The organism is Aquimarina discodermiae (assembly GCF_040786235.1).
In the GTDB taxonomy this organism is placed as follows: Bacteria; Bacteroidota; Bacteroidia; order Flavobacteriales; family Flavobacteriaceae; genus Aquimarina.
Map to the genome: position 1 here is coordinate 145,409 of NZ_JBFMKP010000001.1, position 12,580 is coordinate 157,988.

The window sequence follows — 12,580 nt, forward strand, 5'->3', positions numbered from 1 at the left end:
ATAGTATTTTTTGTGGCGTTTCAGCGTAGAAAAAACAAACTCTTGCTGGATAAACTTAAAGCAGAGCAGCGTTATGAAGATGAGATTTTTAAATCCAAAATAGAGATACAGGAGCAAACTCTTAAAAATGTAAGTTGGGAGTTGCATGATAATATTGGGCAATTACTATCTACCGCAGTCATGCAAATCAATATTATGGGGACGTCGTTAGGGGATAAAGCATCAGATTCATTACAGGATGTACGAGGACTGGTGGGTGATAGTCTACAAGAAATCAGAAATCTTTCTAAAACCTTAAATCATGAGGTGATCCAGAATATCGGTCTGCAAGAATCGATTAAAGTAGAGCTAAAACGTTTCGAAAAACTTAATTTTTTAACTCCTTCACTTACTGTACAAGGAGATGAAGTGTTTATTGATCCCAAAGACGAGATTATCCTATATCGTATCATTCAGGAGTTTTTCTCAAATACCATCAAACATGCAGAAGCGTCTAAGCTAGATGTAATGCTAAACTATAGCTCTAATACACTAGATATTGTTTTAGAAGATGATGGAGTAGGGTATGATATGAAATCGGTACAGGCAAATTCTGGTCTTATCAATATGCAAAGCAGGGCCTCGTTGGTCAATGCAACCTTAGATTGTGTGTCTTCACTTGGTAAAGGGGTAAAACTTACCTTGTCATATCCTTTGTAGGGATAACTTAATATGAGTTCATGATTTGATTTCATACATTTGTGAAATTAAATAAAAGCGCAGAAAGCATAGGTGTGATATTATATAAGTCCAAGTTTGATAAATATTAAGTATGTTTTAAAAAGCGTCGGTTCGAGACGGCCAATAAAAATTTTATCAAGTGAATAAACTGACGTTGCAAAGCAGAGCTTTGAGCATCTTTTTTCACCAGTATAAGATTTGTTTTGCGTTAAAAAATCTTGAAGCCTTGGAAAGATTTTAGCAAAATGAATCTGGTTTTCAATAAAATTGAAAAATACCTTGAAAAAAGCGCCTTTTCTTTTGGTTCGTTTTCTTTGGGCGAGCAAAGAAAATGAACAGAAAGCTAAATCAAAGGAAGTTAGTTGAAATTTAGTAATATATAAACCTTTGAAAAACAAAGTATTATAAATACACATCAATAGTAGTGATTTTTCGTAATAAAATGAAGAAAAATTGTATCGAGAATAGCTTTTTGGTGTCTAAATTGTAATCACCTTGAGCTTGTCAAAGTTTATGCTGAGCTTGTCGAAGTATGTTATTGTAAAAACAAAACTGTTGATTTCTGTAAATGTGCTGGTAAGGCACATTAATAAAATAGTATTAAATAAAAGAACCCCATGAAAAAAAAGACCATAGTGATTGTAGATGATCACTTGTTGTTTGGTCAATCGTTAGAAGTGTTGATCTCAAAATTTGAAGGATATGAGGTATTGGCAATCTTAAATAACGGCAAAGAACTCACACAATATTATCTGCACAAAAGAAAAATACCAGATTTGGTATTGTTAGACGTTAAAATGCCTGTGATGGATGGAGTACAAACCATGCAATGGCTTAAAGAAAACAAACCCAATCAAAAAGTATTGGCATTAACGATGGAGGATGATGAAAATACCATCATAAAAATGTTGAGAGGAGGAGCAAAAGGATACTTGCTCAAAGATGTAAACCCAGAGAGTTTTGAGTTTGCAATGAAAATGGTAATCGAGCAAGGGTATTATTGGAATGGGAAAATGGAAAGCGCCATGCGAAATTCTGATGAGTTTGACGCCGCAAAAAGTAAAGAAAAGGGGCTTACAGAAAAAGAACGGATTTTTATGAAACACGCCTGTTCAGAGCTTACTTATAAGGATATTGCTGGTCAGATGAATTTGAGTCCTAAGACAATAGAGAATTATCGCGAGTCGGTGTTTAGGAAATTTGAAGTAAAAACACGGGTGGGGCTGGTGATTTATTGTATAAAAAATAGTTTATTCGAAATTTAATGTTTGTAATAGAATATTTTTTTTATATTTGATCCCGTAAAATGAATAATAGAAACATACATACAGGAGTAGTCATTATCGAAGTCGTTATTTCGTCTTGATAAGGGGCTATATGTATATCATAATATTTAATAATCCCTTTACTATGTAGAGGGATTATTTTTTAGGTAAAAATGAAGCTATAATTAAGAAAAATAATAAAATTTAATACATAGTTATTGTAAATATTTGACGTGTAAGTTGTTGTTTTTCAGTGTTTAATAGTGTTGTTGAGGGTATTGGATGTTGTAAGGGTATTAAATAATGTTTATAGGTTTAGTTGCAACGAAATAATTTTATGTTGTGGTTTGTTTAATCTAATGCATATATCACAAAAAAATAGTTAAAATTTTAGATAATCCGTAATACTGGTATTCAAAAAATGAGCATCAATAAATATAGTAAACAAGTTACACAAGACGATACGCAACCAGCAGCGCAAGCGATGCTACATGCGATTGGTTTAACAGATGAAGACTTTAATAAACCATTAGTCGGGATCGCTAGTACAGGTTATGAAGGAAACCCATGTAATATGCACCTTAATGACTTGGCGAAATTGGTTAAAAAAGGAACCTTAGAAGAAGATGTCGTGGGACTTATTTTTAATACAATAGGTGTTAGTGATGGTATTTCTATGGGTACACCCGGAATGCGTTTTTCATTACCTTCTAGAGATGTAATAGCAGATTCTATGGAAACTGTAGTGCAGGCGATGTCTTATGACGGGATGGTGACTGTAGTGGGATGTGATAAAAATATGCCTGGAGCCCTAATGGCAATGCTTAGACTTAATCGTCCGGCTGTATTGGTTTATGGCGGTACGATTGCTTCTGGACATCATGCAGGAAAAAAGTTGGATGTAGTGTCTGCTTTCGAAGCATGGGGAGAAAAAGTAGCAGGTACCATTACCGAGAAAGAATATAAGAGTGTTATCGAGAAAGCATGCCCGGGAGCAGGAGCATGTGGAGGGATGTATACAGCAAATACAATGGCATCAGCAATCGAGGCCTTAGGAATGTCATTACCATATAACTCTTCGAATCCGGCAAAAAGTAAAGATAAAGAAGAAGAAAGTATCGCCGCAGGTCGTGCTATGCGAGTACTTTTAGAAAAAGATATTAAGCCTAAAGATATTGTTACCAAAAAATCATTAGAAAATGCAATTCGTTTGGTAACTATTTTAGGAGGGTCTACCAATGCGGTGCTACATTTCTTAGCTATTGCAAGGGCTGCAGATGTAGAGTTTACATTGGCAGATTTTCAAAGAATAAGTGATGAAACTCCGTTCCTAGCAGATTTAAAACCAAGTGGAAAGTATTTAATGGAAGATGTGCACGATGTAGGAGGGATACCGGCAGTGCTAAAATATCTTTTAAAGAAAGGTTTATTACATGGTGATTGTTTAACCGTTACCGGAAAAACATTAGCAGAGAATCTATTAGAAGTACCAGATCTTAAAGAAGGTCAGGATGTAATTAAGCCATTAGAGAGTCCTATTAAACAAACCGGTCACCTAAGAATTATGTTTGGTAATTTGGCAGAAGATGGTTGTGTTGCAAAAATAACCGGAAAAGAAGGGTTGCGTTTTCAAGGAAAAGCAAAAGTCTTTGAAGGGGAGTATGATGCTAATGACGGTATAAGAGATGGTAAAGTAGAAAAAGGTGATGTGGTAGTGATTCGTTACGAAGGACCTAAAGGAGGACCTGGTATGCCAGAAATGCTAAAACCAACTGCAGCTATTATGGGGGCAGGGTTAGGAAAAGATGTAGCATTAATCACAGATGGACGATTCTCTGGAGGAACACACGGTTTTGTAGTTGGACATATTACTCCAGAAGCACAAGAAGGAGGAGTAATAGCATTGGTAAAAGATGGTGATCAGATAACCATCGATGCTGAAACCAATTCTATACTTGTAGATATAGATAGTGAAGAAATAGAAAGAAGAAGAAGTGAATGGAAAGCTCCTGCATTAAAATTTGACAAAGGAGTATTGTATAAGTATGCAAATACGGTATCATCTGCATCTCAAGGATGCGTTACCGATGAGTTCTAAACTTCCAATTTGTATACGAAAAAGCTGTTTTATAAAAATCTAAAAATAGAGTTACCAAAATAATATCCATATCAAATAGTTGATTTGATCTTGATATAAATATGTCCAGATTAGGCAGAAACCAAATCTGGACACACAAAGAAAATGTGTATGGAAACACAAGTGCAAACCAAAAAAAAAGAAACTAAAATGTCAACACAACGTATGACAGGTGCAGAGGCAGTAATTAGAAGTCTATTAGCAGAAGGAGTAGATTTGATTTATGGATACCCAGGAGGAGCCATAATGCCGGTCTATGATGAGTTATATAAATTTCAGGATCAATTACATCATGTATTAACCAGACATGAACAAGGTGCAACGCATGCAGCACAAGGGTATGCAAGAACAAGTGGTAAGGTGGGGGTCGCTATTGCGACTTCGGGGCCTGGAGCCACAAACTTTGTGACGGGAATTGCTGATGCACAAATTGATTCGACACCTATGGTCTGTATTACAGGACAGGTAGGTTCACACTTGTTAGGATCTGATGCTTTTCAGGAAACCGATATTATTGGGATTTCTACTCCGATTACCAAATGGAATCACCAGGTAACCAAAGCAGAAGATATACCGGCGGTATTGGCCAAAGCATTTTATATTGCTCGTTCTGGTAGACCAGGTCCTGTTTTGATCGATATTACCAAAGACGCTCAGTTTGGAGAACTAGATTTTAACTATAAAAAGTGTAATGGGGTACGAAGCTATAAAGCAGTGCCCGAAACAGACCCAGAAAGCCTTAAAGAAGCTGCAAAGTTGATTAATGAAGCTAAAAAACCGATGATCGTTTTTGGTCAGGGAATTATTTTAGGAAAGGCAGAAGAAGAGTTAAAAAACCTAATAGAAAAATCAGGAATCCCTACAACATGGACAATTCTTGGTCTTTCTGCATTACCAACGTCTCACCCACTTAATATGGGAATGGTTGGAATGCATGGTAATTATGGACCAAATGTTTTAACCAACGAATGTGATCTTTTGATTGCAATAGGAATGCGTTTTGATGATCGGGTAACGGGTAATTTAGAAACTTATGCAAAACAAGCAAAAGTGATTCATTTTGAAATTGACCCGGCAGAAGTAGATAAAAATGTAAAGGCAGATGTTGCTGTTATGGGAGATGTAAAGCAAACATTGGCACAAATACTTCCTTTGGTAGAAACTGCTACTTATGATTCATGGATTCAGCAATTTAAAGATTGTGATGCGATAGAATATGAAAAGGTTATAAAAGATGAATTGTATCCCTCTAAAGAAGGTCTTTCTATGGGAGAGGTCATGAGAGGAATAAATGAAGAAACTAATGGTGATGCGGTAATTGTATCAGATGTAGGGCAACACCAAATGATGGCTTGTCGATATGCAGAGTTTACAACCACAAAAAGTAATATTACCTCGGGAGGATTAGGAACGATGGGGTTTGCATTACCAGCTGCTATAGGAGCAAAAATGGGAGCTCCAGATAGAGAAGTAGTAGCTATTATTGGTGATGGAGGATACCAAATGACTATTCAGGAATTAGGGACCATTTTTCAGACTAAAGCAGCCGTAAAAATAGTGGTTTTAAACAATGAGTTTTTAGGAATGGTAAGACAATGGCAGCAATTATTCTTTGATAAAAGATATGCGTCTACAGAAATGACCAATCCTGATTTTATAACTATTGCCAAAGGATATCATATTCCGGCAAATAGAGTTACAAAAAGAGAAGAGTTAGAGGGAGCAATAAAAGAAATGATAACTTGTGACGGCCCTTATTTCTTAGAAGTATGTGTTGAAAAAGAAAATAATGTTTTCCCGATGATCCCTACAGGAGCATCAGTTTCAGATATAAGATTAAGTTAATTATGGAAAAAGAAAATTATACGATATCGGTATACACCGAAAATAATATAGGATTGCTAAATAGAATTTCGGCAATATTTCTAAGACGTCATATTAATCTGGATAGTTTTACTGCATCAGTTTCTGAAATTAAAGACGTGTACCGTTTTACTATTGTGGTAAATATTACAGAAGTACAGGTAAAAAAGATAATAGGCCAAATAGAAAAACAGATAGAAGTTATCAGAGCTTTTTATCATAAAGATGATGAAACAATATATCAGGAAACAGCATTGTTTAAGGTAGCATCCAACCTGTTATTTGAAAACAGACAAATTCAGAATGTAATTAAAGAAAGCAATGCAAATATTGTTACAGTTACACCAGAGTTTTTTGTTTTAGAAAAAACTGGTAGACGTAATGAAGTAGAAGCTTTGTATGATAGCTTAGAACCTTATGGTTTGATGCAGTTTGTACGCTCTGGAAGAATTGCTGTTACCAAAGAAAAAATGAATATTTCAAAAGTATTAGAGAATTTCTCTGAAGAAGCTGTTGGATAACAATATTAAACCTCTTTTTATATGAACTGGTTTAAACTTTTTTGATTCATGCGAAAAATGATGGTTTTTTGGTCAATTAAAATATTTTTTGCGCTTCATAGTAGAGCTACGAAGTAAGAAAAAGATGAAAATTGGGCGAAAAAGGGCATTTTTATAGCGAATTGAAAAAAGTTTAAATTAGTTCTGTACCTATAATCAAGAGTTTAATTACCTTTGTAGCCTTTTAGGACACAACTAGAAATAAATTAAAAATAAACTAAACCTGATTTCCGAAAAAACGGAAAAATAACAAATTTAAGAAGGAAATGGCAAATTATTTTAATACGCTATCATTAAGAGATCAATTAACACAATTAGGAAAGTGTAGATTCATGGAAGCATCTGAATTTTCGGATGGAGTAGATGCGTTAAAAGGAAAAAAAATAACCATTGTAGGATGTGGAGCCCAAGGTCTTAACCAAGGGTTAAACATGAGAGATTCTGGTTTAGACATCTCTTACGCCTTGAGAGAAGCAGCGGTAAAAGAAAAAAGACAATCGTTTGTGAATGCAAGCGAAAATGGTTTTACTGTAGGGACATACGACGAGTTAATTCCTAATGCAGACTTGGTAATTAACCTTACACCAGATAAGCAACATACACAAGTTGTTAAAACGGTAATGCCATTGATGAAAGAAGGCGCGACTTTATCGTATTCTCATGGTTTCAATATTGTTGAAGAAGGAATGGAGATTCGTAAAGACCTTACGGTAATTATGGTGGCTCCAAAATGTCCAGGATCAGAAGTACGTGAAGAGTATAAAAGAGGTTTTGGTGTACCCACACTAATAGCTGTGCACCCAGAGAACGATCCAAAAGGACATGGCTTGTCACAAGCAAAAGCTTATGCAGCTGGTACAGGAGGTCATAGAGCGGGAGTTTTAGAATCTTCTTTTGTTGCAGAAGTAAAGTCAGATCTTATGGGAGAACAAACGATTCTTTGTGGTCTGTTACAAACAGGATCGATCCTTTGTTTTGATAAAATGATCGAAAAAGGAATTGATGCTGGATATGCTTCAAAACTGATTCAGTATGGTTGGGAAACTATTACAGAAGGAATGAAGTATGGTGGAATAACTAATATGATGGATAGACTTTCGAATGTATCTAAAGTTAAAGCTTTTGAATTATCAGAAGAATTAAAAGATATTATGCGTCCATTGTTCCAAAAGCATATGGATGATATTATGACAGGTCATTTTTCTAAAACGATGATGGAAGACTGGGCTAATGATGATAAAAACTTGCTTTCTTGGAGAGCAGCTACCGGTGAAACGGCATTCGAAAAAACACCAGCTGGTGATGTTGAGATCTCTGAGCAAGAGTTTTACGATAATGGAGTATTAATGGTAGCAATGGTTAGAGCAGGTGTAGAATTGGCATTCGAAGCAATGACAGAATCTGGTATTATTGCAGAATCTGCATACTACGAGTCTTTACACGAGACACCACTTATTGCAAATACAATCGCACGTAAAAAATTATTCGAAATGAACAGAGTAATTTCTGATACTGCAGAATATGGTTGTTATTTATTTGACCATGCATGTAAACCATTATTAACTGACTTCATGAAAAACATAGATACCGATGTAATTGGTAAAGCTTATGATCAGATTGCAGCTAATAATCGTGTTGATAATGCTAAGTTAATTGAGGTTAACGCAGCACTTAGAAATCATCCTATAGAAGCTGTAGGTGCTAGATTAAGAGCGTCTATGACAGCTATGAAACCTATAGTATAACTAATAAAGTTTAATTACCCGGATATGTTAAATTAGTATCCGGGTAATTAAATAATACCCACCTACCAAAAATACATCCCATATTTTAATAATAGAATCCTGTTATTCTGGTTTTATAAGCACAATTGTAACTATAGTTACTTATAGATAAAACCAAGAATGTAATCTTCTAGTGCACATAATCTGGATTCACAATAAAAGGCATACAATATATGAGTGCTGCAACCAACAAATATTTTCCTGAGTTAGAAGATATTCAAAAAGCAGTTTCCACGATCAAGGATGTGGCAATGGTTACACCCTTAACAAACAGTATTCGGTATTCTCAAAGATATACAGCAAATGTTTTGCTTAAGCGAGAAGACTTACAACGAGTGCGTTCGTATAAAATCAGGGGAGCTTTTAATAAAATTAGTTCATTATCTCCAGAACAATTAAAAAATGGAGTGGTATGTGCAAGTGCAGGTAATCATGCACAGGGGGTCGCGTTTTCATGCAACCATTTGGGTATAGAAGGAACTATATTTATGCCTTCTGTAACACCAAAGCAGAAAATTGCCCAGACTCAAATGTTTGGTGGTAAGTATGTAAATATTATTCTTGAGGGTGATACTTTTGATGATGCCTCTAGAGCAGCAATGCAGGTATGTAAAGAAGAAAAAAAGACATTTGTACATCCATTTGATGATCCTAAGATTATTGAGGGGCAAGGAACAATCGGACTTGAGATATTTAAACAGGTAGATGTGCCGATTGATTATATTTTTGTTCCAGTAGGAGGAGGAGGACTCGCTTCGGGGGTGTGTGCTGCTATAAAAGCATTATCTCCTAAGACAAAGATCATTGGGGTGGAGCCCGAAGGAGCTCCAACGATGTATACTTCTATAAAGAATAATAAAAACACAGAGATTTTAGACATCGATAAGTTTATTGATGGTGCAGCAGTACAAAAAGTGGGAACGCTTAATTTTGATATTTGTAATACATATTTGGATGATATGATTACTGTACCAGAAGGATTGGTTTGTCAAACCATTTTAGAATTGTATAATAGAGATGCAATCGTAGTAGAACCTGCTGGAGCGCTTACTTTAGCCGCGTTAGAATATTATAAAGATGAAATAAAAGATAAAAATGTAGTATGCCTTATAAGTGGAAGTAATAATGATATCACTAGAACAGCCGAGATAAAGGAAAGGGCATTGTTATATGCAGGATTAAAACATTATTTTATCATTCGTTTTCCGCAAAGAGCGGGAGCATTAAAACAGTTTGTGGGTGAAGTTTTGGGTCCTAACGATGATATTACACACTTCGAATATTCTAAAAAATCTAGTCGAGAAAATGCACCTGCTGTAGTAGGGATTGAATTGAAAGATAAGGGCGATCTTACTCCCTTAATAGAACGGATGAAACAACTTAATTTTTTTGGTGATTATCTAAATGATAAACCAGATCTTTTTCAGTTTTTAGTTTAAAATAAACAGAAAATTAACAAGTTATGAACATAATATCGGCAAAAACAGTCTTTTTGTCGATATTTTTTGTTTACAATATTTGTTTTTATTGATTTGATTTACAGTGGTTTATATATTTTTTTATGATTTTATAAACAAAATATTTGTTAATTGTTGTTTTTTATCGATATATTCGCTCCGTTAAACGATAAAACTGAATTAATTATGAAAAAACTATTATTATTTGCAGCGGTCGCTTTATTAGGAATAACTGCTACAAACGCGCAAGTTAAACTTGGTGTAGGTTTTGGTTATGCTTTACCTTCTGGAGATATAGCAGATTTTACAGACGGAGGGCTTGCCGCACACTTAGAATTAGGTTACGGTGTTACCGAAGATATTGATGTTTCCATAATGTATCAGGGAGAATTTTTAGCAGGAGGAGATGTAGACGTGAATGGAACAACAGCATCAGTAGGGGCAGTAGCTATAGGAAGTTACATGTTAAATGGTCGTTACTACTTTACAAAAGAAGGTTTTAGACCTTATGGTAGTTTAGGATTAGGTCTAGCTAGTATTGGATCTATAGAATTTGAGAATGTTAGTTCTAATGTTGATACAAGTACCTCTAACTTTGCATTTCGTCCTGCTTTAGGTTTTAAATATGGTGTTCTTAATATGAATGTAGCCTATTTAAGTGCTGGTAAAGTTGGTGAAGGTGAAGGAGAAACTTCTGTAAGTGATATTACGATTAACCTAGGTCTTTTATTTACCTTTGGGGGTAACTAAACGCATCTTAAAATTAGATAATATAATAAAAAGACGACCTTTTGGTCGTCTTTTTTGTTTTGATATAAATAACCCATCAGAAATTATCTTACGAAAGAATTATTTCTAAACTATAATTATTAACCGACCCTAGGGGCGTTATATTGGTTACAAAGTTTACTTTTTAGTGTTAGATATGGATGATAGAAAAAAAATACTTAATATTGTACTTTATAGATAACAAAAGGGGCAATCAGCCGACGATTTAGAGTTATTATCATGAATACCAAGGATACCATTTTTAGAAAAGCTCACATACAACCTCTGATTGTACGTAAGAATATTATTTTCTATGTACCCGGTTTCTTCTTTCCCTCTGGGGTCTAGTCTTCCTTTGAAATGGGTGCGCCCCGTTTCTTTTCCATTTTATTAAAACCAAGTTATTACAAATAAAATTGTAGTGTAAAACTAGAAGTTGTTTATCTGTATGTACAACTCTTTGTTTTATCTAATACCTTATAAAAAATAGTGTTGTCTACAACGCTAACAAAACATATACTATAAAACACATAAAGATGAATAAAATAATAATAATAGGTGGGGGTAACCTCGGCAAATCAATAATATCTGGATTAGCAAATAGTGATTTGTTTATGGCTAAGTCTATTACAGTAGTTGATAAATCGGTTACAAATCTAAAAGAAGTCGAAGAACAATATGGTGTATCAACATTTCAGGATATTGACAGTGCGATAAAAGAAGATGTGCAATGGATAATTCTTTGTGTTCAACCAAGACAATTGGATAATGTTTTAAAAGAAATTAAACCGTTAATTCATAAAGATCAAATCTTAATATCTACAGTTACTGGTGTGTCAATTTCAGAAATAAATGAGATTGTTCCTGATAATAAAGTAGTTAGAGTAATGCCAAATACAGGAGCATCTAAAAAGTTATCGATGACTTGTATTACGGCTAACAAAGAAGTAAATAAAGAAGCTCTTGTGGTACAAAAAATGTTTAATACCATTGGAGAAACATTGGTTATAGAAGAACGTCTAATGCAAGCAGCAACGGTGTTAGGAGCAAGTGGAATTGCATTTTTCTTAAGATTTTTAAGAGCAATGATACAAGGAGGAATTCAAATGGGATTTCATCCACATGAAGCACAAATCATTGCAGTTCAAACAGCAATAGGTGCCGCTACATTAGTATCAGAAAATGGTACACATCCAGAAAAAGAGATCGATAAAGTAACCACTCCGCAAGGATGTACTATAGAAGGATTAAATGAGATGGAGCATCAGGGGCTAAGTTCTTCTGTAATTAAAGGGGTAATGGCTTCTTATGAAAAAATTAATACTATAAAGTAAGGATTAAAATTTTAAAAAGGAAATTAAGTTCTCTACTTTATCATATTGTTTTTAAACTGTGAATAAGTATTTTTTAATCTAAAAATTATAACCTGAACAAAATAGGTAATAGATAATATTTATAGATGTATAACATATTTTATAGTATAGATAGCCTTGTTATCCCAAAAGAATTGAATATATTAGCAGTACACGTAAGAAAGGGAATCTTTGTGTTAATAACTGTAATTTTAAGCTAATACATTTCAATAGATAATAGGAAATAATTTAGAACAGATTCTTAAGTAAGAAATACTAGTAATAGTATTACATTATATTTATAGCGATATAGTTAACTCATAGAAACCAATTTAGATAAGTGTAAATAACTATGGTATCTCAGTATGCTTATGGTTTGTAGTTAGTATGACACCAAGTTATTATAATTTTCTAAAACGATATATAAAAGAAGCCTTAGCATGTTAAATTGAGTGTAAGTTGAGTTAGTTTAATTTTTTTATTGCTTCGGCCTAGACCCCCAGAGGAGTAGTTAACCACTGGGGGTTGTTTTTTTTATACTATTGATAATAGATTACTTTCCTTGCAAAAGATATAGATCTTAAAAAATAATTGTTATATTCGCTACCGCTTCAAAGCGAATCCTACCCTACAACAACAATCAAGTTGTAATACATATTTTTAGAAAATTATAA

At 34.2% G+C, this 12,580-nt stretch carries 9 protein-coding genes; all 9 read left to right on the top strand.

The window, feature by feature from the left end:
• The first annotated feature begins 42 nt into the window (after positions 1-42).
• The 9 genes from ABW636_RS00515 (at position 43) to proC (ending at position 11,888) form a co-directional block, all read left to right on the top strand.
• Complete coding sequence (locus tag ABW636_RS00515) at positions 43-699, top strand: sensor histidine kinase (protein ID WP_367587987.1); 657 nt, start codon at positions 43-45, stop codon at positions 697-699.
• Between the two features lie 638 nt (positions 700-1,337).
• Complete coding sequence (locus tag ABW636_RS00520) at positions 1,338-1,985, top strand: response regulator (RefSeq protein WP_367587988.1); 648 nt, start codon at positions 1,338-1,340, stop codon at positions 1,983-1,985.
• A gap of 421 nt (positions 1,986-2,406) precedes the next feature.
• A complete protein-coding gene (gene ilvD, locus ABW636_RS00525) occupies positions 2,407-4,083 on the top strand; it encodes a dihydroxy-acid dehydratase (RefSeq protein WP_367587989.1) in 1,677 nt (558 codons plus the stop codon).
• 150 nt (positions 4,084-4,233) lie between these two features.
• Positions 4,234-5,967, top strand: coding sequence for a biosynthetic-type acetolactate synthase large subunit (gene ilvB, locus ABW636_RS00530; protein ID WP_367587990.1), 1,734 nt, complete (start codon positions 4,234-4,236; stop codon positions 5,965-5,967).
• 2 nt (positions 5,968-5,969) lie between these two features.
• Positions 5,970-6,506, top strand: a complete 537-nt coding sequence (ilvN, locus tag ABW636_RS00535) for an acetolactate synthase small subunit (RefSeq protein WP_367587991.1) — start codon at positions 5,970-5,972, stop codon at positions 6,504-6,506.
• Between the two features lie 305 nt (positions 6,507-6,811).
• Positions 6,812-8,290: a ketol-acid reductoisomerase gene (ilvC, locus tag ABW636_RS00540; RefSeq protein WP_367587992.1), complete on the top strand. Its 1,479-nt coding sequence runs from the start codon at positions 6,812-6,814 to the stop codon at positions 8,288-8,290.
• A gap of 212 nt (positions 8,291-8,502) precedes the next feature.
• Positions 8,503-9,768 carry a threonine ammonia-lyase gene (gene ilvA / locus ABW636_RS00545; RefSeq protein WP_367587993.1) on the top strand — a complete coding sequence of 422 codons (1,266 nt, stop codon included), beginning with the start codon at positions 8,503-8,505 and terminating at the stop codon, positions 9,766-9,768.
• Between the two features lie 204 nt (positions 9,769-9,972).
• Positions 9,973-10,536 (top strand): outer membrane beta-barrel protein, encoded by a 564-nt coding sequence (locus ABW636_RS00550; protein ID WP_367587994.1) that lies wholly within the window; start codon positions 9,973-9,975, stop codon positions 10,534-10,536.
• A 554-nt stretch (positions 10,537-11,090) separates the two neighbouring features.
• On the top strand, positions 11,091-11,888 hold the full coding sequence (gene proC / locus ABW636_RS00555; RefSeq protein ID WP_367587995.1) for a pyrroline-5-carboxylate reductase: 798 nt from the start codon (positions 11,091-11,093) through the stop codon (positions 11,886-11,888).
• The last annotated feature ends 692 nt before the right edge of the window (positions 11,889-12,580 follow it).